19 protein-coding genes are annotated in these 21,390 nt (G+C 68.8%); 15 read left to right on the top strand and 4 right to left on the bottom strand.

Annotation, left to right across the window (positions count from 1 at the left end):
- From VFF46_RS14075 to egtD, 8 genes are all read left to right on the top strand, one after another.
- Positions 1-1,043: iron ABC transporter permease (locus tag VFF46_RS14075; RefSeq protein ID WP_325037558.1), on the top strand; the 1,043-nt coding region annotated here is incomplete at its 5' end.
- Positions 1,040-2,068, top strand: coding sequence for a FecCD family ABC transporter permease (locus VFF46_RS14070; RefSeq protein WP_325037557.1), 1,029 nt, complete (start codon positions 1,040-1,042; stop codon positions 2,066-2,068). The genes VFF46_RS14075 and VFF46_RS14070, both read left to right, overlap by 4 nt.
- Positions 2,068-2,832, top strand: coding sequence for an ABC transporter ATP-binding protein (locus tag VFF46_RS14065; RefSeq protein WP_325037556.1), 765 nt, complete (start codon positions 2,068-2,070; stop codon positions 2,830-2,832). The genes VFF46_RS14070 and VFF46_RS14065 overlap by 1 nt, the downstream gene beginning before the upstream one ends.
- Before the next feature lie 130 nt (positions 2,833-2,962).
- Positions 2,963-6,451, top strand: a complete 3,489-nt coding sequence (locus tag VFF46_RS14060; protein WP_325037555.1) for a glycoside hydrolase domain-containing protein — start codon at positions 2,963-2,965, stop codon at positions 6,449-6,451.
- A gap of 130 nt (positions 6,452-6,581) precedes the next feature.
- Complete coding sequence (locus VFF46_RS14055; protein WP_325037554.1) at positions 6,582-7,808, top strand: glutamate-cysteine ligase family protein; 1,227 nt, start codon at positions 6,582-6,584, stop codon at positions 7,806-7,808.
- Positions 7,805-9,142 (top strand): ergothioneine biosynthesis protein EgtB, encoded by a 1,338-nt coding sequence (gene egtB / locus VFF46_RS14050; protein ID WP_325037553.1) that lies wholly within the window; start codon positions 7,805-7,807, stop codon positions 9,140-9,142. The genes VFF46_RS14055 and egtB overlap by 4 nt, the downstream gene beginning before the upstream one ends.
- Positions 9,142-9,903, top strand: a complete 762-nt coding sequence (egtC, locus tag VFF46_RS14045) for an ergothioneine biosynthesis protein EgtC (protein WP_325037552.1) — start codon at positions 9,142-9,144, stop codon at positions 9,901-9,903. The genes egtB and egtC overlap by 1 nt, the downstream gene beginning before the upstream one ends.
- On the top strand, positions 9,900-10,865 hold the full coding sequence (gene egtD, locus VFF46_RS14040) for an L-histidine N(alpha)-methyltransferase (RefSeq protein WP_325037551.1): 966 nt from the start codon (positions 9,900-9,902) through the stop codon (positions 10,863-10,865). Before egtC ends, egtD begins: the two co-directional genes overlap by 4 nt.
- Positions 10,866-10,869: 4 nt before the next feature.
- Here the strand turns inward: egtD and VFF46_RS14035 are convergent, their stop codons facing one another.
- Genes VFF46_RS14035 through VFF46_RS14025 form a run of 3 tightly spaced genes read right to left on the bottom strand, consistent with a single transcriptional unit; the run spans position 10,870 to position 13,974 of the window.
- Entirely contained in the window at positions 10,870-12,171 is a 1,302-nt protein-coding gene (locus tag VFF46_RS14035) for an ABC transporter substrate-binding protein (RefSeq protein ID WP_325037550.1), read from the bottom strand.
- A gap of 8 nt (positions 12,172-12,179) precedes the next feature.
- Entirely contained in the window at positions 12,180-13,091 is a 912-nt protein-coding gene (locus VFF46_RS14030; protein ID WP_325037549.1) for a carbohydrate ABC transporter permease, read from the bottom strand.
- Positions 13,072-13,974: a sugar ABC transporter permease gene (locus tag VFF46_RS14025; RefSeq protein WP_325037548.1), complete on the bottom strand. Its 903-nt coding sequence runs from the start codon at positions 13,972-13,974 to the stop codon at positions 13,072-13,074. Before VFF46_RS14025 ends, VFF46_RS14030 begins: the two co-directional genes overlap by 20 nt.
- A gap of 200 nt (positions 13,975-14,174) precedes the next feature.
- On the opposite strand from VFF46_RS14025, the gene VFF46_RS14020 reads away from it, so the two are divergent.
- Both VFF46_RS14020 and VFF46_RS14015 read left to right on the top strand, forming a co-directional pair.
- On the top strand, positions 14,175-15,203 hold the full coding sequence (locus VFF46_RS14020; protein ID WP_325037547.1) for a LacI family DNA-binding transcriptional regulator: 1,029 nt from the start codon (positions 14,175-14,177) through the stop codon (positions 15,201-15,203).
- 28 nt (positions 15,204-15,231) lie between these two features.
- A complete protein-coding gene (locus tag VFF46_RS14015) occupies positions 15,232-15,954 on the top strand; it encodes an alpha/beta hydrolase (protein ID WP_325037546.1) in 723 nt (240 codons plus the stop codon).
- Positions 15,955-15,962: 8 nt separating this feature from the next.
- On the opposite strand, the gene VFF46_RS14010 is transcribed toward VFF46_RS14015, so the two are convergent.
- The gene (locus VFF46_RS14010; RefSeq protein ID WP_325037545.1) at positions 15,963-16,460 is read right to left on the bottom strand and encodes a GbsR/MarR family transcriptional regulator; all 498 of its coding nucleotides are present in this window, start codon (positions 16,458-16,460) and stop codon (positions 15,963-15,965) included.
- An 80-nt stretch (positions 16,461-16,540) separates the two neighbouring features.
- Here VFF46_RS14010 and VFF46_RS14005 point away from each other — a divergent pair, with 80 nt between their 5' ends.
- From VFF46_RS14005 to cobM, 5 genes are all read left to right on the top strand, one after another.
- Positions 16,541-17,467 carry an ABC transporter ATP-binding protein gene (locus tag VFF46_RS14005; RefSeq protein ID WP_325037544.1) on the top strand — a complete coding sequence of 309 codons (927 nt, stop codon included), beginning with the start codon at positions 16,541-16,543 and terminating at the stop codon, positions 17,465-17,467.
- Entirely contained in the window at positions 17,464-19,062 is a 1,599-nt protein-coding gene (locus VFF46_RS14000) for an ABC transporter permease (protein WP_325037543.1), read from the top strand. Before VFF46_RS14005 ends, VFF46_RS14000 begins: the two co-directional genes overlap by 4 nt.
- 95 nt (positions 19,063-19,157) lie before the next feature.
- On the top strand, positions 19,158-19,538 hold the full coding sequence (locus VFF46_RS13995; RefSeq protein WP_325037542.1) for a TIGR03618 family F420-dependent PPOX class oxidoreductase: 381 nt from the start codon (positions 19,158-19,160) through the stop codon (positions 19,536-19,538).
- Positions 19,528-20,721 carry a precorrin-6y C5,15-methyltransferase (decarboxylating) subunit CbiE gene (gene cbiE, locus VFF46_RS13990; RefSeq protein WP_325037541.1) on the top strand — a complete coding sequence of 398 codons (1,194 nt, stop codon included), beginning with the start codon at positions 19,528-19,530 and terminating at the stop codon, positions 20,719-20,721. Before VFF46_RS13995 ends, cbiE begins: the two co-directional genes overlap by 11 nt.
- Positions 20,718-21,390, top strand: a 673-nt coding sequence (gene cobM, locus VFF46_RS13985; RefSeq protein ID WP_325037540.1) for a precorrin-4 C(11)-methyltransferase, incomplete at its 3' end; no start/stop codon positions are given. The genes cbiE and cobM, both read left to right, overlap by 4 nt.

Here is a 21,390-nt window from a genome sequence, read left to right as displayed (position 1 = left end):
GAGCACACCCCCCACCGACCCAGCCGTCGAGCCCGCAGCCGGGCGCGGGGCGTCCGGCCGTGCGCCGTGCGGGCGCCTTGCTCGCTCTCGTCGTGGTGCTGGTGGTGGCGTTCGGCGCCAGTTTGGCGTTGGGGTCGCGGTGGTTGGGGTTGGGGGCGGTGTGGCACGCCTTGGCTGCGGACAACGGGTCCGACGCGGATGTGATCGTCCGTAGCCTGCGCCTTCCGCGGACGGTGGTTGCCGTGCTGATCGGGCTCTGTCTAGGGATCGCCGGCACCCTGATGCAAGGCCACACCCGGAACGCCCTGGCGGAGCCAGGCATCTTCGGTGTCAGCTCAGGCGCGGCGTTCGCGGTCGTACTCGGCTTGCAGGTGGGACTGGTCGAGTCCGTGTCCTCAACAGTCTGGGCTGCGCTGATCGGCGCGTTGATCGCGACCTTCGCCGTGCAGCAGCTGGCCGCCCGCGGAGCCGGCGCCACCCCAGTCGGTCTAGCCCTGACCGGAGCGGCCGTGGCGGCGCTCCTCGGCGCCCTGACCTCAGCAATCGTGCTACTCGACGCAAACACCTTGGACAGCTACCGCTTCTGGGCAGTCGGTTCGGTAGCAGGACGCGGTCTCGACGTAGCCGGGCAAGTGCTCCCCTTCGCAACAATCGGCCTGCTCCTGGCCGCGTTCAACGCCCGCGATCTCGACCTCCTCGCCCTGGGCGACGACGTCGCCGCGGGACTAGGACTCTCGGTACGCCGAGCCCGCCTCGTCGGCCTAGGCGCAATCGGCCTCCTGACCGCCGCGGGCGTCGCCGCATGCGGCCCGATCGGATTCCTCGGCCTGCTGTCCGGCCACGTCGCGCGCAGGATGTTCGGCGCCCGCAACACCTGGCTGATCCCGGCCGCGGGCCTGATCGGTGCGACCACGCTGGTACTCGCGGATCTCGTCGGCCGCCTCGTCGGCGGCGCCGGCGAGGTCCAGGCGGGCGTGGTGCTCGGCGTCGTCGGCGCCCCGATGTTCGTCCTCGTCGTACGGCGCCGGGCGGTGGCCCTGTGAGGTCCCGCACCGTCGTGCTGAGCGTCATATTCGCGGCCCTGGCCGTTGTGATCGCGTTGGTGTCGTTGAGTGTCGGTACGACGAAACTCCCGCTCGCGGACGTGATCGACCTACTGCTCGGTGGCGGCCGTCGCGGGACCCGGCTGGTCGTCCTGGAACTACGTCTGCCGCGGGTTGCGACCGGTCTGCTGGTGGGGATCGCGTTCGCGGTGTCCGGTGCGTTGCTGCAGACGTTGTCGCGCAATGCGCTGGCCAGCCCGGACATCGTCGGCGTGAACTCGGGCGCCTCCGCCGGCGCCGTCGCGGTGATCGTTCTCGCGGGGACCGGCGGCGGCAACATCTCCGGCGTTGCCGCGAAGGTCGGGATCCCGTTGGCGGCGGTGCTCGGTGGACTGGTGGCGACGGTGATCGTCGGCGCGCTGTCGGTCCAACGGGGCGTGGTCGATGCGGGCAAGGTGGTGCTGATCGGTGTCGGCATCGCCGCCGCCGCGAATTCGCTCGTCGCCTGGCTGCTGGTGATCGGCGACGTGAACGACGCCGGCCGCGCGGCCGCCTGGCTGGCCGGCTCGCTCAACTCGCGCGCCTGGAGCGATGCGGTCCCAGTGCTGATCGCGGTCGTGCTGTTGTTGCCGGTGGCAATGATGTTCAACCGGGACCTGTCGGCGTTGGTGCTCGGTGACGACGTGGCCTCCTCGCTCGGCGTCCGGGTGGCGCGGATCCGGCTGGCCTTGCTGGTGATAGCTACCGTGCTGGCCGCTATGGCCACAGCAGGAGCAGGGCCTATCGCGTTCGTCGCACTGGTGGCCCCACAGGTCGCGCAGCGGCTCACCCGGATGGAGAGGCCGCCCTTGCTGACCACTGCGATGCTGGGCGCGCTCTTCGTCGTCCTAGCCGACCTACTGGCGCGGAACGGTTTGCAGTGGGCGCAGGTCGGCCCGTACGAGTTACCCGTTGGTGTGGTCACGGCTGCGTGCGGAGCGCCGTACCTGCTGCACCTCATCGGCCGTCAGCAGAAGGGACGCTAATGCATGTCGAGAACCTGACCCTCGCGTACGACGCTGCTGCACCGGTGGTGGACGGGCTGACGTTAGAGGTGCCGTCCGGTCAGCTGACCGCGGTCGTGGGTCCTAACGGCTCTGGCAAGTCCACACTGCTGCGCGGTATGAGCAGACTGCTCACGCCGCAGAGTGGACGGGTGCTGCTGGACGGCAAGGACATCCACCAACTGCCCGCCCGTGAACTGGCCAGGAAGCTAGGTGTGTTGCCGCAGGGTCCTGTGACTCCGGAGGGCATCACGGCGGCCGAACTGGTGTCGAGAGGTCGCTCTCCGCACCGCGGGCTCTTCGGACGGCTGACCGCGGAGGACGACGCCGCCATCGACGAGGCCCTGGCCGCGGTTGAGCTCACCGAGCTCCGTGAGCGCCCGGTTGATCAGCTGTCCGGCGGTCAACGCCAGCGCGTGTGGATCGCGATGGTGCTGGCGCAGGGCACGCAGTACCTGCTGCTGGACGAGCCGACGACGTACCTGGACCTGGCGCACGCGGTGGACGTGATGAACGTCGTACACGCAGCAGCCACGACAGGGCGGACCGTTGTGGCGGTGCTGCACGACCTGACGCTGGCAGCGCAGTACGCCGACCACCTGGTGGTGATGGGCGAGGGCAGGATCGCTGCTGAGGGGCGTCCGGCCGACGTACTCACGGCTGCTTTGCTGGCGGAGGTGTTCGGGTTGAAGGCGACGGTGGTTGAGGTCGGCGGCGCACCGGTCGTCGTACCGGACCGGAGCTGATCGCCTGCACCACCTGCCCGCGTGGGGGTTATTGGTCTATACAGCCTGGCTCGAAAGGATTGCCGCGCCTGCGGCCGCAACCAAGGCTTGGCGCATGCGCTGGACACGAGTAGTGGTAGCGAGTGGACTGATGGTGACGACGGCTGGGTTGGCGCCATTGGCGCACGCGGCCGGCGCGACACCGGGCATGTGGACCGAGACGTCGTACAACTCGGTCTTCAAGGACAGCGGGCGGTCGGCGGAGGCGGCCGACGACATCCGGCTGGACACTGCGAAGAACGACTACGAGGCAGCGCAGATCGTGCTGCGCGGACCGGCCGCGTTCACCGTGAACAGCGTGGACTTCAGCGCGCTGCAGGGGGCCGGCGACGCCATCGCGGCGAGCGAGATCAGCTACAACCCGGTCGGGTACGAGTACCTGGACCACAACTCGTACAACGGGTGGGAGCCGGACAACTTCGTCGTACCGACGACCCGGACAGCGCCGGGTGACTTCCCGGACCGGCTGCTGAACCAGACGAGTATCGACGTACCGGCGAACCAGACGCAGTCGATCTGGGTCCGGGTGCACGTGCCCGCGACGGCCAAGGGCGGCCTGTACTTCGGGCAGGCGACGGTCCGGACGACGAACGGCAACCTGACCGTGCCGATCCGGGTGAACGCCCGGAACGTGGTGATCCCGCCGGCCAACCAGAGCGAGTTCACCAACGTGATGTGGACGAACTTCCTCGGCCTGACCTCGTGGGACCTCGGCCAGGGCGACACCGTCAAGCTGTTCTACGGGCACGACCGGTACTCGCCGCAGTGGTGGCAGCTGATCGACAACTGGGCCGACACGATGAAGCGGTACCGGCAGAACAGCCTGCAGCTGCCGCTGGTCAACCTGCTCACCGACGGCGGCAGCAAGGTCGATGCCGCTGGCAACTACACGTTCAACTTCGACCGTTTCGACCAGGTCGTGCAGCGGTTCCTGGACAAGGGCGTGGTGAACCGGCTGGAGGGCTTCACCGGCGCCGGGCCGCAGAACCCAGCCCACAACCCGCAGTACCCGCGGTACCTGCAGGAGGTGACTCCCAAGCAGACCGGAAGTCAGCTCCCGGACTTCGTGTACTGGGACACGCCGGAGGCGGACAACTGGTACAAGCAGTTCTACCCGGCGCTGCGCGACCACCTGGCCGCCAAGGGCTGGTCGAGCATGTTCTGGATGCACGTCGGCGACGAACCGGGCGCCGGCGGTGACCCGGGCTGGTTCGGGATCGCGAACAAGCTGCGGCAGTACTGGCCGGACGTGAAGATCGGCGACGCGGTGGTGAACGATCTGGCCGCGCGGGTGGCGCACGTGGAGGACATCGTCATTCCGAACCTGTTCACGTACACCGCGAACCCGAAGCCGTTCGACGACGAGCGCAAGGCCGGCAAGCCGCTGTGGTTCTACAACTGCAACATCCCGGCCGGCAACCACCTGAACAGGTTCATCGACCAGCCGGAGTGGGACCAGCGGCAGACCATGTGGCTCGCGTACGGCAAGGGCGCGACCGGGTACCTGCACTGGGCCTACAACAACTGGCAGTTCAAGATGAGCGACCAGACGGTCAAGGGTGACGGGTACATCGTGCGGCCGGACACCGTGCACAACACCGTCGAGGCCTCACCGCGGTACGAGTCGCTGCGGGACGGCATGGAAGACTGGGAGGTCCTCAACCACCTCGGCAAGACCAATCCGGGCCTGGCGCACGACCTGGCGAACGCCGTGGTGCAGGCCAGCGACAAGTACTCGCCGGACGTGAGCTACATGCAGCGGATCCGTGCCATCACGCTGGACGCGGCCGCCGGCCTTCCGGTGAAGGGCCTCCCGTACAAGAAGACCAACACCTCCAACGGAGTACAGATCGACCTGGGGCGTCAGGCACAGGTGGACGGCGTACAGCTGCACTGGGGCTCCACGTGGGCCAGCAAGTACCACGTGCAGATCTCGTACGACGGCACGAAGTGGGCCGAGGCAGCGAACCGGACCGACGACCCGGCGGACGACCTGGCCAAGCCCGGTGGTGACGACTTCCTCGGTATCAACGCCAAGACGCGCTACATCCGGATCGCGGTGGACGGCACAGCGCCGTACGACCTGCAAGGGCTCGAGGTCGCGGGGCATCAGCTGCTGCAGCAGAACCTTGCGGGTGGGAAGACGTACACAAAGAGCGTTGCACCGTCGACACGGTTCCCGGACGCCGGTAACGAGGCGACCGACGGGGTATTGGGGGACAACTGGGGCGACGGTAAGCAGTTCGGGTACGAGCTGGCCAATGTGGGTGACAGCGTGCATCCGGCGGTCACCATCGACCTCGGCTGGGCGCAGACGGTCGGTACGGTGCGCGTCCACGCGTACGAGGAGTACCCGGACTACCGGCCCGACCAGATCACGGTCGCGACCAGTACGGACGGTACGAACTTCACCAACCGCGGGCAGGTCAGCTCGGTCAACGGAGCATCCCGGATCTGGTACGACATCGGCTTCGCGCCGTCGAAGGCCCGTTGGGTGCGGGTGACGTTCGACAAGACGATGCACAACAAGTACCAGACCGGTGTCTTCATCGACGAGATCGAGGCGTACGGCGCGGGCCACGCGGGGGACGTGGTCCCGGGAGCAACGGCGTACCAGTGGAACGACGCAGGTGGTGCCGGGCACGAGGTGATCTTCGCCCCGACCGCGGCCGGCACCGTGGGGCGCTGGGACTGGAGTGGCGCGGCAGGGCTGAAGCGTAACGACCTTGGCGGAGGCCCTGTCGCCGGTAAGACCACCGGGTACGCCTGGGAGAACCAGCAGCACGCAGTGGCCCGAAGTACCAAGGGAACGCTGCTGCACTGGTGGTGGATCGAGGGTGAGTCAGCGCCGCACTACGCGGACTGGGGAGGTGATGCGGCCGGTGATCCGGCCGCAGTGGTCTGGTCCGGGCAACAGCACATCTTTGCGCGCTCCTCGACCGGGGACCTCTCGCACTGGTGGTGGGACCCCGCAGACGGCCAATTGCGCCTCGACAGCTGGGGCGGGGCGCCCGGACCGATCGTTGGTACGCCGTCGACGTACGTGTGGGACAACCAGTTGCACGTGGTCGCCCGTGGCGCTGACAACCACCTGTACCACTGGTGGTGGCAGCTGGGCGATTTCGAACCACACTTCGCCGACTGGGACGGTGAGGCGTACTCCGATCCCACCACCTTCGTCTGGAACGGACAGCAGCACGTTTACACGCAAGCAGCGGACGGGCAGCTCTACCACTGGTTCTGGGACGCCGGTGACGGGCTGCACCAAGTCGAGTGGGGAGGTGCTCCGGCGAAGTTCGTCGGGGCACCGTCTGCGTTCAAGACCGCGACACAGCAGCACGTGGTCGCCCGTGGGCCCGGCAACACGCTCTACCACTGGTGGTGGGACCAGGGCACCAGCAAGGTGACCTGGGAGGACCTGGGCGGTCAGGTGTACGCCGATCCGGTGGCGTTCGCGTTCGCCGACCAGCACCAGTATTTCGCCCAGAGCGGAACCGGGACGCTGTACCACTGGTGGTGGACGCCGCAGGACGGCTGGCACCAGAACGACTGGGGCGGGTCGATCAAGGTCCCCGCCTGAACCGTCGCGAAAAACTGTCGGTGGCGCCGGGGAGCATCGTCGGCATGAGTCGATTCGCTGCCCAGGCGTCACCTACCGGTAATTCTCTGGTCGGTTGTCCAGCCCCGCAGCCGGAGCTAGGTTCGCTGACGTGACCTCGCCCGGTGGTTCTCCGGCGACGACTCCGATCGGCTCCCGGGCCGAGGCGGAGGGTTACGTCGCGATGGTCTGTTTCAAGCACGGTCCACCTCGGCTGTACGGCGTCGAGCTCGAGTGGACCGTGCATCATGCGGAAGATCCGCACCGGCCGCTCGACGCCGGACAACTGAGCAAGGCCCTGGGCGAGCACGCCCCCGCGACCCTGGTCCGCGGCAGCCCGCAGCTGCCGTTGCGCCGGGGCGCTCTGGTCACCGTCGAGCCCGGTGGCCAGGTGGAGATCTCCGGTCCCGCGACCGACTCGATCCCACGGCTGATCGACGACACCGCCGCCGACGCCGCCGAGCTCACCTCTTTGTTGCTGGACGCCGACCTGGTTCCGGGCGGCTACGGCCTGGACCCGTTCCGGGCGCCCCGCCGCATCCTCACCGTCCCGCGGTACGCCGCGATGGAACACGCCTTCCAGCGGCTCGGGCCACACGGCCCGCGGATGATGTGCAGCACCGCAGGCCTGCAGATCTGCCTCGACGCCGGCGAGCCGGACCAGGCCGCTCAGCGTTGGCGGGCGTTGCACGACCTCGGGCCCGCGCTGGTCGCACTGTTCGCGAACTCCCGCCGCCGGGCCGGCTCCGATACCGGCTGGGCCTCCGCCCGGACGCAGGCCACCTTCGGCACCTGCGCCCCGTTCACCGAGCCGCCGCCACTCAACGGCGACGGCGACCCGGCGGCTGCCTGGGCGCGGACCGCGATGGAGGCACCGGTGTTGTGCCTGCGCCGCGGCGACACCTGGGACGCCCCGACGGGGCTCACCTTCGGCGCGTGGGCGGACGGCGCGCTGCCCGGCGACAGACCGACGTACGACGACCTCGACTACCACCTGTCCACGCTGTTCCCGCCGGTCCGGCCGCGCGGGTATCTCGAGGTGCGCTACCTCGACGCGCAGCCGGGGGACGGGTGGATCGCCCCGACCCTGCTGCTCACCGCGCTCATGTCCGCGCCGCTCGACGAGGTGCTGGCCGCGGCCGAGCCCGCCGCGGGCCGCTGGTTCCCGGCGGCCCGGGAGGGCCTCAGGGACAGGTTGGTACTGCGTGCCGCGCGCGACGTGGTGGCACTCGGTACCGCGGTCCTGGACCGGACCGGTGCGGACCCCGAACTCACCGCTGCCGTCGCGACCCGGCTGCAGCGCATCGTCGACACCACCCGAGAAAGGCGAGCTTCATGAACCACCAACTGTCCGACCTGTCGCCCGAGGGCCTGCGCGCCTTCGTGGGGGAGCAGCTCGAACGATCACGGGCCAGGACCGTGCAGCTGACCGACGCGGTCGACACCGACGACCTGGTCAAGCAGCATTCCAAGCTGATGTCACCACTGGTCTGGGATTACGCCCACGTCGGCAACCAGGAGGAGCTCTGGCTGGTCCGCGACGTCGGCGGCCGGGACCCCCTGCGGCAGGACATCGACGAGCTGTACGACGCGTTCCAGCACCCGCGGGCGGACCGTCCGTCGTTGCCGCTGCTGGGTCCCACGGAGACCCGCGCTTATGTGAACGAAGTACGCGACAAGGTGCTGGACGTGCTGGATCACGTGAAGTTCGATGGCGGGCGTGAGTTGGTGAACGACGCGTTCGCGTTCGGGATGATCGCGCAGCACGAGCAGCAGCACGACGAGACGATGCTCGCGACGCATCAGTTGCGGGCGGGCGCACCGGTGCTGGACGCGCCGGCACCGCCTCCGGGACGCCGGCTCGCCCACCGGGAGGTGTTCGTGCCGGGTGGCGTGTTCGAGATGGGTACGTCGATCGAGCCGTGGGCGCTGGACAACGAGCGGCCGGCGCACGCCGTACAGGTGGCGCCGTACGTCATCGACACCGTGCCGGTGACGAACGGGGACTACCTGGCCTTCGTGCTCGGTGGCGGATATCAGGATCCGCAGTGGTGGTCGGAGACCGGCTGGGAGTACACGCAGAAGAACTCAGTGGTCGCGCCGCGGTTCTGGTCGCAGGACGGCGGGGAGTGGTGGCGGCTGCGGTTCGGGCACCGGGAGCGGCTGCCGCTGGACGAGCCGGTGATGCACGTCTGCTTCTACGAGGCCGAGGCGTACGCGAAGTGGGCCGGCAAGCGGCTGCCGACCGAGGAGGAGTGGGAGTTCGCGGCGCGCTTCGACCCGGCGTCCGGCCGGACGCGGCGGTTCCCGTGGGGTGACGAGTCGCCCGGCCCGCAGCACGCGAACCTCGGCCAGCGGCACCTCTCGCCCGCACCGGTCGGCGCGTACCCGGCCGGGGCGTCGCCGCTCGGGGTCGAGCAGCTGATCGGGGACCTCTGGGAGTGGACGTCGAGCGACTTCCGCCCGTACCCGGGGTTCCGCGCCTGGCCGTACGACGAGTACTCGCTGGTGTTCTTCGGGCCCGACTACAAGATCCTCCGCGGCGGGTCGTTCGGCACCGACGAGGTGGTGGCTCGCGGCACCTTCCGGAACTGGGACTACCCGATCCGCCGCCAGATCTTCGCGGGCTTCCGCTGCGCCCGCGACCCGCGCCTGGAAGAACTGCCCGCCTGATGTGCCGCCACCTGGCCTACCTCGGCCCACCCGTCACGCTGTCGTCCCTCGTCCTCGACCCCACCCACTCCCTCTACGAGCAAAGCTGGTCGCCGCAGGACATGCGCGGCGGCGGCACGGTCAACGCCGACGGCTTCGGCCTCGGCTGGTACCCCGAAGGTGACGCCGCCGTGTCCGGCGGCCCGGTCCGGTACCGGCGGAACGTGCCGATCTGGACCGACGAGAACCTCCCCGGCCTGGCCGGATCGATCCGCTCCGGTGCCGTCGTCGCGGCCGTCCGGAACGGGACCGTCGAGATGCCGTACGGGCAGGCCGCGGTCGCGCCGTTCATGCTCGGCGACTGGCTGTTCAGCCACAACGGGCGGATCCCCGGCTGGCCGGAGTCGACGCTGAAGCTGGCCGAGCGGCTGCCGGTCGCCGACCTGCTCCGGGTCGACGCGCCGGTCGACTCCGCGCTGCTGTGGGCCCTGATCAGCAACCGCCTGTCCGAAGGGGCGCCGCCGGCCGATGCCGTCGCCGCGGTCGTCCTCGAGGTCGAGGCGGCCGCGCCCGGCTCCCGGTTGAACGTGCTGCTCACGGACGGCGAGCAGCTGGTCGCGACCGCGTGGACACATTCGCTCCACGTACGCCGTACGTCCGACTCCGTCACCGTCGCGTCCGAACCCTTCGGCGACGCCGGCTGGACCGCAGTACCCGATCGTTCCCTGCTCGTGGCCACCGCCACAACAGTGCAGGTCACCCCGATGGAAGGACACCAGTGACCCTCATCGACGTACAGCTGACCCCGGACTACGCGGCGCGCGCCCTGCGGGACGACGTCCGCGCGGGGTTGTCGGCGACGCCGAAGTGGTTGCCGCCCAAGTGGTTCTACGACGCCCGGGGGAGTGAGCTGTTCGAGCAGATCACCCGGCTCCCGGAGTACTACCCGACCCGCGCCGAGCGGGAGATCCTGCAGGGCCGCGCCGGCGAGATCGCGGCCCTCACCAACGCGCACACCCTGGTCGAGCTCGGCTCCGGGTCCTCGGAGAAGACCCGGCTGCTGCTCGACGGGCTCCGCGACCACGGCACGCTGACCAGTTTCGTACCGCTGGACGTGTCGGAGACGGCGCTCCGGGAGGCGTCCGACGCGATCAACGCCGACTACCCGGAGCTGGACGTACACGGTGTGGTCGGCGACTTCACCGCGCATCTCGACAAGCTGCCGGGCGACCCGCCGCGGCTGGTCGCGTTCCTCGGCGGCACGATCGGCAACCTGATCCCGGCCGAGCGCGAGACGTTCTACCGCTCGATCCGCGAGGTCCTCGAGCCGGGCGAGTTCCTGCTGCTGGGGACCGATCTGGTGAAGGACCCGGCGACGCTGGTCGCGGCGTACGACGATGCGGCCGGGGTGACCGCGGAGTTCAACAAGAACGTGCTGCGGGTGATCAACCGGCAGCTCGGCGCGGACTTCGACGTCGACGCGTTCGAGCACGTGGCGATCTGGGACCCGGAGAACGAGTGGATCGAGATGCACCTGCGCGCCACTCGCGCGATGCAGGTGCTGGTCCCGGAGATCCATCTCGAGGTGACGTTCGCCGAAGGTGAAGAGCTCAGCACCGAGATCTCCGCCAAGTTCCACCGCGCCGGAGTAGAAGCCGAACTCGACAAAGCGGGCTTCACCCCGGCCGCATGGTGGACCGACAGTGGAACCCGCTTCGCGTTGTCGCTGTGGAGTGCTGTGTGACTAGCTAACTACCTTGCTTGATCAGGCCGTTGATCTTGTCGATGTAGTTCGGGAGGTCGGTGACCGGCTTCTTGCCGTTCAGGATGGGCTGGTAGTTGGCCGTGGTCAGGTCACCGACCTGGCTGGCCCACTGGGTGGTGAACCGGACGCCGACCGTCTTCTCCGCGGCCAGGTCCGCCTTGACCGTGTCGACGACCGTCGGCTGCTGCGCCTTGGTCAGCGCGTCGAAGTAGCTCGCCTGCGCGGGCGTGTACGCCGGCGGCGCGACCGGCGAGGCCGGCAGTACCGCATTCCACACGTTGGTGTTGATGTACTCGAGCACCTTGAACGTCGCGTCCTGGTCCTTCGTGTACTGCGGCGTGCAGATCCCGACCGAGTCGTACAAGGTGGTCGGCGTCTGCACCTGCGGGAACGGCGCGAACCCGTACTTGATCTTCGGCTTGTCGGTCTGGAACCCGGCCGCCAGCCACTGCCCGCCGAACGTCATCGGCACCTTGCCGGCCGCGAACAGCGCCTGCACGTTCGACGCGTCGTACCCGGGCGGCGCGACCGACCCGTTCTTGATCGCGGCGGCGAGCTTCTGGACGCCTTCGGTGTACTTGTCGTCGGCCTGGGCCTTCGTCGGGTGGTTCACGTTGTCGGTGAACGGCGCCCCGCCGGCGGACACGGAGTACATGCTCATCGTGAACGGGCCGTCGGCGCTGGTCAGCTGGTCGGCGACCAGGCCGTACTTCGCGCCGTTCTTGCCCGCGAGCTTCGCGGCATCGGCGTACATCTCGTCCCACGTCCAGCCGGCCTTCGGCAGCGGCAGGCCCGCGGCGGTGAACGCGTCGGCGTTGTACCAGACGCCGTACGTGTTCATCAGTGACGGCAGGCCGCCCATCTGGCCGTCGGACGTCTTCCAGTTCTCGATCGCGGACGGTACGAACTTGTCCGCCTTGAAGTCGCCGTCGCCGGTCTTGATCTTGTCGGCCCAGTTCACCAGCAGGCCCTGCGACGTGTACTGCTGCTCGGTGTCGTTGCCGCACCAGAACAGGTCCGGCAGCTTCTTCGCCTGCGTCAGCGACGCGAGCTTGTCGCCGTACGCACCGCTCGGTGAGTCGAGCAGGTTGACCTTGATGTTGCTGTCCTTGAAGTTCTCCAGCGCCTTCTTGATCGCGGCGTTGGTGTCGGCCGACTCCCACGTCAGCACGGTGACCGTGACCGGGCCGTTGCTCGATCCACCGGAACCGGACCCGCCGCCGCAGGCCGTTGCCGCCAGCAACCCCGCGCAGGCCAGCGCGGTGACGCCCAATATTCTCTTCACGACAATCCTCATTTCTGGTTCGTGCTGCCGAGAGCGCCCAGGCCCTGGATGAAGTAGCGCTGCGCGGCGAAGAAGATGATCAGCGGCGGCAGCATGTAGAGCAGGTTGGTGGCCATGTAGTAACTCCAGTCCGGCGTCTTCCCCGCGAACGGGGAGATGAACGACGCCATACCCACCGACAACGGCCACTTGCCGGACGAGTACAGGTAGACCAGCGGATTCAGGTAGTCGTTCCAGGACGCCTGGAACGCGAGGATCGCCATCGTCAGCCAGGCCGGACGGGTCAGCGGCAGCATCACGCTGACGAAGATCCGCAGGTGCCCGGCGCCGTCGATCTTCGCCGCCTCGTCGATCGAGTACGGGATGGCCAGGAAGTACTGCCGGGCCAGGAAGATGAACAACGGGTTCCCGCCGAGGAACGCCGGCACGATCAGCGGCAGCCAGGTGTCGTACCAGCCGATGCTCTTGTACATCTGGAACAACGGGATCAGGCCGACCACACCGGGCAGCAGCATGCTGCCGACGAACAGGTAGAACCACACCTTGCGACCCGGGAACCGCAACCGGGCCAGCGCGTAACCGGCCATCATCGCGGTCATCACGCCGCCGATCACGCTCAGCAGCGTGATGATCATCGAGTTCAGGAACAGCCGCGGGAAGTGGATCGCCTCCGGCCCCTTGATGAAGTTGCTCCAGTGGAACTCGTGCGGCAGCAGCTTCGGCGGGATGTCGAACACGGCGGTCTGGCTCTTCAGCCCGATCGTGATCATCCACAGCAGCGGGACGATCATCACCGCGCAGATGAACAGCGCGACGACGTACCACGACGTCGTACCGACCACGCGTGGTTTCTTCTTCGCCGGCGTGACGGCCGGGTCGGCGGCCGTGGCCGGGCGGGCGTCAGTCGGAAGTGCTGTCACTGTACGTCCAGATGGAGGAGAACTTCGCGGTCAGGGCGATCACGGCGATGATGATGACGAACAGCACCCACACCTGCGCGGACGCGTACCCGAGCTGCGGGATCCGGCCGAGGGTGGGGAAGCCGTTGTTGTAGATCCCGAGCATCAATACGTTCGTACTGAACCCAGGACCGCCGCCGGTCAGGATCTTCGGCTGGTTGAACGTCTGCAGCGCGGCCGTGGTCTGCAGGATCACCTGTAGCAGCATGATCGGGCTGATCATCGGCATGGTGATCCGGAAGAACACCGACCACGGGCCGGCGCCGTCCACCTTGGCGGCCTCGTACAGCTCGGTCGGCACCGACTGCAGCGCGGCCAGGAAGATGATCATGGTGCCGCCGACGCCCCACAGCATCACCAGTACCACGGACGGCATCGCCATCTTCGAGCTCTGCAGCCAGAGGCTGGTCGGCAGGCCGAGGCGGTCGAGGATCGTGTTCAGCAGCCCGACCTGCGGATCGAGCATGAACTTCCAGAGCGTGATCGTCGCGACCGCGGGCAGCACCACCGGCAGGTACGCGAGCGTCCGGACGATCCGGACGCCGGCGAACCGCTGGTTGCAGAACATCGCCAGCGCGAGCCCGAGGATCAGCGACAACGGGACATAGAGCAACACCAGATAGCCGGTCGCCCGCAACGACGGCCAGAAGGCCGGGTCGGTGGTGAACAGCCTCCGGAAGTTGCCGAGGCCGATGAAGACCGGGTTCGACAACCCGTTGAACTTCGTCAGCGCGAGATAGAACGATCGGATCAGCGGATATCCCACGAAGACGCCGAACCCGATCACCGCCGGAGCGATGAACAGGTACGCCGCCTTCACATCGGAGCCAGCATTGCGACTCATCCCACCGCGGCTCTTCTTCCGGGTGGTTCCGCCTGGAGCTGTATTCATGCTTCCCTCGCTCCGCTCGGGGAAGGACTACTCATCCGGCCTCCTGGACGGTAACGTTTCCAACGATTTACTGTTGGGTGACGATGCCGTGTCCCGAAAAGGAAGTCAACCCCGTGTCCGAAACGTTTCCAAGCAAGCCGAGGAGGTCCCTGATGGCTTCTGAGGTCGCTCGGCCGACGATGATCGATGTCGCGCGGCGGGCCGGGGTCGGGCTCGGGACGGTGTCGCGTGTCGTGAACGGCGGCCACGGCGTCCGGGACGAGACCGCGCAGCGTGTCCGGGCGGCGATCGACGAGCTCGGGTTCCAGCGCAACGAGGTGGCCCGGGCGCTCCGGCCGGGCAAGAAGTCGACCAGCCTGGCGCTGGTCCTCGGTGACCTGACCAACCCGTTCTACGCGAGCATCGCGAAGGCGTCGCTGGAGATCGCCGGGCAGTCCGGGTTCGCTGTGGTGCTGGGCAGCGTCGACGAGGACCCGGAGGGCGAGAAGCGCGCGATCCAGGAGCTGGTCAGCCGCCAGGTCGCCGGGCTGATGATCGTCCCCGACCAGGGCGACCACGCGTTCCTCGAGGGTGCCGGCGTACCGGTGGTGTTCGTCGACCGCCCGGCCACCGGGATCGAGGCCGACATCGTGATGGTCGACAACGAAGGCGGCGGCCGGATCGCCGCCGAACACCTGCTCAGCCAGGGCCACGAGCGGATCGCGATCATCCTGGCCCCGTCGTACTACACGATCGGCCGCCGTCTGCGCGGCTTCCGCCGCGCGCACCGGGCGGCCGGCGTCGAGGTCGACGAGTCGCTGGTGATCCAGCTGCCGGAGGGCACCGCGGAGGAGGCGGAGAAGGCGACCCGCGAGGCGATGCTGCGGCCGGATCCGCCGACCGCGATCTTCGCCTCGACGAACTTCCTGGTCGAGGGCGTGCTGCGGGCGCTCGGCGAGCTGGAGCAGGACCCGGCGGTGGTCGGGTTCGACGACTTCCGGCTCGCGGACATGCTGCCGACGCCGGTCACGGTCGTTGCCTCCGACATCGCCGAGCTCGGCCGCCGCGCCGCGCGGCTGCTGCTCGACCGGGCCTCCGGTACGGACACCCGTCCGCCGCAACGGATCGTGCTGCCATGCGCTCTGATCGAGCGCGGGTCTGGCGAGCGTCCGCCTTCTGCTGTGAACAGAAAGACTCCATGACCCCGACCCCGCTGGTTAAGGTCGCAGTGTGTACTACGAGTCCGTCGGCAGCGGCCGCCTGATCTTCTTCCTCCCCAGCTGGGGCGGTGACGCCGGCGAGGCCCGCGCCGTCCACGAACCGATCTTCTCCGAACACCCGGGGTGGCGTCGCATCTACGTAGACCCACCCGGCACCGGGAAATCGCCCGCCGACCCCTCGATCACCGACCAGGACGGCATGCTGTCGTCCATTGCCGAGCTGATCAACTCTGTGGCCGGTGACGAACCCTTCGCTCTCGCAGGTACCTCCGCCGGTGCCCTGCACGCCCGCGGCATCCTCAAGCAGAACCCGTCCCGCGTCCTAGGACTGTTGCTCAGGGCACCGGGTGTCGTCATCGACCGCTCCCGCCGCACGCTGCCGACCGACGAGCATCTCGTCCTGTCGGAGGCTCGCGACCAGCAGCACAAGTACTACGAAGCAGCGGAACAGCTGGCGGACCTCGAGTTCCTCGGCCGGATCCAGCGCGACGTGTCGACGTACAGCCTGCGGGAGGATCCGTCGGTCCACTTCGACCGCCCGACCTTGATCGTCACCGGCCGGCAGGACACCACAGCCGGGTACGCCGACGCCTGGCCGCTCCTCGACGACTACCCGCGCGCGACGTACGCCGTCCTGGATCAGGAGGACCACTTCCTCCCCGGCCCGACCTCCGCGCTGTACCGCGCACTTGTCGCGGACTGGCTGAACAGGGTCGACCACCCGGATGCGTGAGCTGTCCTCTAGTACTCCGCGTCGAGTTCGGCGTCGAGCTCGGCCTTCCGTTTGATCCAGCGTTCGCTGAGGCCCTTGACCTCTTCGCTGATGAAGTCGATGAAGGCCAGCGAGATCCGGATCCGGCGGTGCGCGTCGGTGTCGTCGCCGGCCGCGTCGAGGACCTTGCGCAGCGAGGCCGACCAGCGGGACAGGGAGACGTCCTCGGTCATCATCGTCTGGTACCAGGCGTCGTCCTGGACGACGTACACGTCGCGGCGGGTGCCCGGCTCGCGCTCGCGGGTCGCCAGGCGCAGCTGGAGCAGGTAGTTGACCGCCCCGGAGACCGCGGCGGGGCTGGCCTGCAGCTGCTCGGACAGCTCGGCGGCCGTCATCCGCCCGTCGACGCTGGAGAGGATCGCGGCGAACACCCGCCCCGCCATCCGCGGCCAGCCTGTCTCCGCCAGGAGGTTGCCGAACTGCTCGGTGTACCGCTTGACGGCGTCGTCGTCCCGTTGTGCACTCACCGCCCCATCATCTCCTCCGCGTCGTCAGAAAGCTGTTAGGAAGATTCACAAACTTCTGAACGAAGTGTACCTTGTGAAACATGACATCAGCCATCGTGGTCTCCGGACTGCACAAGTCGTACGGAAGTACGCACGCCCTCGACGGCCTCGACCTGGAGGTCACGACCGGTGAGGTGCACGGATTCCTCGGCCCGAACGGCGCCGGGAAGTCCACCACCATCCGCGTCCTGCTCGGCCTGCTGCGGGGTGACGCCGGCGATGTCTCGCTGCTCGGTGGCAACCCCTGGCACGACGCGGCCAGGCTGCACCGCCGGCTCGCGTACGTCCCGGGCGACGTGAACCTGTGGCCGAACCTGACCGGCGGCGAGGTGATCGACCTGCTCGGCCGGCTCCGCGGCGGCCTGGACGAGAAGAAGCGTGACGAGCTGCTCCGCCGGTTCGACCTGGACCCGACCAAGAAGGGCCGGACGTACTCCAAGGGCAACCGGCAGAAGGTCGCGCTGGTGGCCGCGCTCGCGAGCGATGTCGAGCTGCTGATCCTGGACGAGCCGACCTCCGGCCTCGACCCGCTGATGGAGGAGGTGTTCCGGCAGTGCATCGAGGACGAGCGGCAGCGCGACCGTACCGTGCTGCTGTCGAGCCACATCCTCTCCGAGGTCGAGGCGCTGTGTGACCGGGTGAGCATCATCCGCCGCGGCAAGGTGGTCGAGACCGGCACGCTGTCCGAGCTGCGGCACCTCACCAGGACGTCGATCCACGCCGAGCTGGCCGGGTCGCCGAACGGTCTGGCCCAGCTGCCCGGGGTGCACGATCTCGATGTCGAGGGCAACCGGGTGCGCTGCGAGGTCGACACCGCGCAGCTCGACGCGGTGATGCGGCAACTGTCCGCGAGCGGCATCAAGAGCCTGGTGGCGCAGCCGCCGACGCTCGAGGAGCTGTTCCTGCGGCACTACGAGGACGACGTACCGGCGGAGGTCCCGGCGGGTGCCGGGGCGGCGGTCCGATGAACGACTTCGTCGGTACCGGGACGCTGGTGCGGCTCGCGTTGCGCCGCGACCGGTTGCTGATCCCGATCTGGATCCTCGTCTTCGTGATGTCGGCGGCCGGATCGGCCAAGGCGTCGATCAGCCTGTACTCCGACCATCACGCCCTGGTCGCGGCGGCGCGGACCTCGAACGCGTCGCCGGCCCTGGTCTCGCTGTACGGGCGGATCTTCGACGAGACCTCGCTCGGGGAGGTCTCGTTGTTCAAGCTGACCGCGTTCGGCGCCGTACTGGTCGGCCTGCTGGCCGGGATGCTGGTCGTCCGGCACACCCGGACCGAGGAGGAGAACGGCCGCCTCGAGATGCTCAGCGCCGGAGTCCTCGGACGGTACGCCGCGCTCGCGTCCGCGCTGATCCTGTCGGGCGGGACGGTCATCGTCCTCGGCCTGGTGACGGCGCTCGCGCTGATGGGGAGCGGGCTGGACGCGACGGGCTCGTTCGCTTTCGGGCTGATGTGGGCGGCGGCCGGGCTGGCGTTCGCCGGGGTCGGTGCCGTGACGGCACAGGTGACCGAGAGCGCGCGGGCCGCCAACGGGCTGACCGCGGTCGTGCTCGGTGTGTCGTACGTCCTGCGGGCCATCGGTGACTCGTCGGCGGACGGCAGCACGCGGTGGGTGTCGTGGCTGTCGCCGATCGGATGGGCGCAGCAGGTCCGTGCCTTCGCGGGCAACCGGTTCGTCGTACTACTGGTCCCGTTGGCGTTCCTCGGCGTACTGGTCGTCGCCGCGGTCGCACTGATCCGGCGGCGTGATCTCGGTGCCGGACTGGTACGGCCACGTCCTGGTCCGGCACGGGCGTCCGCGGCGCTGCGGTCACCTCTCGCGCTGGCGTGGCGGCTGCACCGCGGGGCCTTGTACGGCTGGGGTTTCGCGTTCCTGCTGCTGGGGCTGCTGGTCGGCAACATCGCCAGCAACGTCGACGGGTTCGTCACCAGCGACAGCGCCAAGGAGATGGTGCAGAAGCTCGGTGGCGTCCAGGGGATCACGGACGCGTTCCTGGCCACTGAGATGGGCATGGTGGGTCTGCTCGCGTCAGCGTTCGGTATCCAGGCCGCAATGCGGCTGCGGTCCGAGGAGACTGCGCTGCGGGCTGAGCCGCTGCTGGCAACCGGTGTGACGCGTGCGCAATGGCTGGCGAGCCACGTGCTCATGGCACTCCTCGGCACTGGCGTCTTGATTCTCGTCGCCGGCCTGGGGTCCGGTATCTCCAGTGGGGCGTCGCTCGGCAACATGGGGCACCAGGTGCCGCGGATGCTGGCTGCAGCCGCCGTACAGCTGCCCGCGATCTGGCTGGTGACCGCGCTGGTCGTCATCCTGTTCGGGCTGGCGCCGAAGCTGGTCGCCGGGGGATGGGTGCTGTACGGCGTGTTCCTGCTGATCGGGCAGTTCGGTGAGCTCTTCAACCTGCCGCAGTGGATGATCAACCTCAGCCCGTACGGTCACACGCCGCGGCTGCCCGGCGGTGACTTCTCCGTCACACCGGTGCTCTGGCTGACCGCGATCGCCGCCGCGCTCACGATCGCCGGTTTCGCGACGTTCCGGCGGCGAGACATCGGCTGACGGTTTCGGCCGACCGAAGCGGCGCTGGTCTGAGGGGTCCAGCGCTCACGGGCCCGCCCGGCGAAGCGCCGGGCGGGCCTGTCTACGATCGCGGGGTGTTGACTGAGCAGCTGGTTGGGTTCTGGACCGAGCGGCACCTGTGTGTGCTGAGCACGGTCCGGGCGGACGGGACCGTACACGCGACGCCGGTAGGCGCCACCCTTGACGCCGAGGCCGGCCTGCTGCGGGTGATCTGCTCCGGTACGTCGTACAAGGCCCGGACGATCCGCCGGCTGGGCGAGGCGTCCGTCGCGGTGACACAGGTGGACGGCCGCCGCTGGAGCACCCTGGAGGGACGCGCTGTCGTCAGTGACGACCCGCTCCACGTCCAGGAAGCCGAAACGCGCTATGCCAAGCGCTACAAGCAGCCCCGCCCCAATCCAGCCCGCGTAGTCATCCACATCACCATCACAAAGGCCCTGGGCAATGCCGGCTGACCCCATCACCGTCGTCGGCATCGGCCCTGACGGCTGGGCAGGCCTGACCTCGCCGGCCCAAGCTGCCCTGCTGCAAGCCGAAGTCCTGCTAGGAAGCCCCCGCCAACTAGCCCTGACACCGTCCTCCCTTGACGCTGTGCGTGTACCTTGGCCGTCACCTCTCTCAGAGGCTCTGCCCCGGTTGCTGGAGGAACACCACGGGCGCCGCATTTGCGTGCTCGCCAGCGGCGACCCCACCTTCCACGGCATCGGTACGACGCTGGTCCGCCTGCTAGGCGCCGTACACGTGATCCCGCACCCTTCCAGCGTCTCCCTGGCCTGTGCGCGGCTCGGCTGGCCGCAGGACCAGGTGCAGGTGGTCAGCGCGGTCACCAACCCGGTAGACCGCCTGCACCCGCACCTCCAACCCGACAGGCGCATCCTCGTCCTCAGTCGCACCGCACAGACCCCCGCTGAGGTCGCACAGCTACTAGTGGCCCGCGGCTACGGCAAGAGCGCCTTTACAGTCCTGGAGCAACTGGACGGCCCAGCGGAACGCGTCCGCACCACAACAGCATCCGACTGGTCCCACGAGGTAGACCCCCTCAACGTCATCGCCATCCACTGTCCACCCGACGCCCCCGTGCTCTCCACCGTCCCCGGCCTGCCCGACGACGCCTACGAGCACGACGGCCAACTCACCAAACGCGAAGTACGCGCGGTCTCCCTCTCCCGACTCGCGCCCGTACCAGGACAGCTCCTCTGGGACATCGGCGGCGGCGCCGGCAGCATCGCGATCGAGTGGTCCCGCCACCACCACACCAACCGAGCGATCGCGATCGAACGCGATCCCACCCGCGCCGACCGCCTCGAACGCAACGCGACCGCACTCGGCGCCGCGGTCACCGTCGTACAAGGCGCCGCTCCGGCCGCTCTCGAAGGCCTCGAAGTACCGGACGCGATCTTCATCGGCGGCGGTGCTACCGCCCCGGGCTTGTTCGACGCCTGCTGGAACGCGCTGCGTCCCGGCGGCCGCTTGGTCGCGAACGGCGTCACGTTGGAGACGGAGGCGCTCATCATCCAGTGGTACAAGACGTACGGCGGCGATCTGGTACGCCTCGACGTCCAACGCGCCTCTCCGATCGGCACCATGACCGGCTGGCGCCCCGCCATGCCCGTCACGATCTGGAGTGTCGTCAAATGACCGTCCACTTCATCGGCGCCGGCCCCGGCGCGGCCGATCTGATCACAGTCCGCGGGCGCGACCTGATCGCCGCGTCCCCGGTCTGCCTGTACGCCGGTGCGCTGGTACCGGTCGATCTCCTCGACCACTGCCCGCCCGGCGCCCGCCGGATCGACACCGCGAACCTCACCCTCGACGAGATCGTCGCCGAACTCGCCGCCGCCCACGCTGCCGGCCACGACGTCGCCCGCCTGCACTCCGGCGACCCGTCCGTCTTCAGCGCGATGGCCGAACAACTGCGCCGCCTCGACGCCTTGCGGATCCCGTACGACGTCACGCCCGGAGTCCCGGCGTACGCCGCCGCGGCCGCCACGCTCAACCGGGAACTGACCGTGCCCGAGGTCGGGCAGACCGTCATCCTGACCCGCGTCGGCGGCAGCGCCAGCGCGATGCCGCCCGGCGAGGATCTCGGCACGCTCGGCGCCGCCCGCGCGACGATCGTGCTACACCTCGCCGTCCAGCAGATCGACCGCGTCGTCGCGGAACTCGTGCCGAACTACGGCGCCGACTGCCCGGTCGCGGTGGTCGCCCGCGCCTCCCGCGACGACGAGGTCGTACTCCGCGGCACGCTCGGCGACATCGCCGCCCAGGTGCAGGCCGCGGGCATCCGCCGTACCGCGGTCATCATCG

This window comes from Kribbella sp., from assembly GCF_035655035.1.
Taxonomy (GTDB): Bacteria; Actinomycetota; Actinomycetes; order Propionibacteriales; family Kribbellaceae; genus Kribbella.
Note: the sequence above shows the minus strand (reverse complement) of the source record. Positions and strands in the feature narration are given on the sequence as shown.

Excerpts from the sequence above, each read along its gene's own strand:
- egtC (WP_325037552.1), top strand. The coding sequence starts at position 9,142 with ATGTGCCGCCACCTGGCCTACCTCGGCCCACCCGTCACGCTGTCGTCC.
- VFF46_RS14060 (WP_325037555.1), top strand. The coding sequence starts at position 2,963 with ATGGTGACGACGGCTGGGTTGGCGCCATTGGCGCACGCGGCCGGCGCG.
- VFF46_RS14005 (WP_325037544.1), top strand. The coding sequence starts at position 16,541 with ATGACATCAGCCATCGTGGTCTCCGGACTGCACAAGTCGTACGGAAGT.
- VFF46_RS14065 (WP_325037556.1), top strand. The coding sequence starts at position 2,068 with ATGCATGTCGAGAACCTGACCCTCGCGTACGACGCTGCTGCACCGGTG.
- VFF46_RS14025 (WP_325037548.1), bottom strand. The coding sequence starts at position 13,974 with ATGAGTCGCAATGCTGGCTCCGATGTGAAGGCGGCGTACCTGTTCATC.
- cbiE (WP_325037541.1), top strand. The coding sequence starts at position 19,528 with ATGCCGGCTGACCCCATCACCGTCGTCGGCATCGGCCCTGACGGCTGG.
- egtB (WP_325037553.1), top strand. The coding sequence starts at position 7,805 with ATGAACCACCAACTGTCCGACCTGTCGCCCGAGGGCCTGCGCGCCTTC.
- VFF46_RS14000 (WP_325037543.1), top strand. The coding sequence starts at position 17,464 with ATGAACGACTTCGTCGGTACCGGGACGCTGGTGCGGCTCGCGTTGCGC.
- VFF46_RS14020 (WP_325037547.1), top strand. The coding sequence starts at position 14,175 with ATGGCTTCTGAGGTCGCTCGGCCGACGATGATCGATGTCGCGCGGCGG.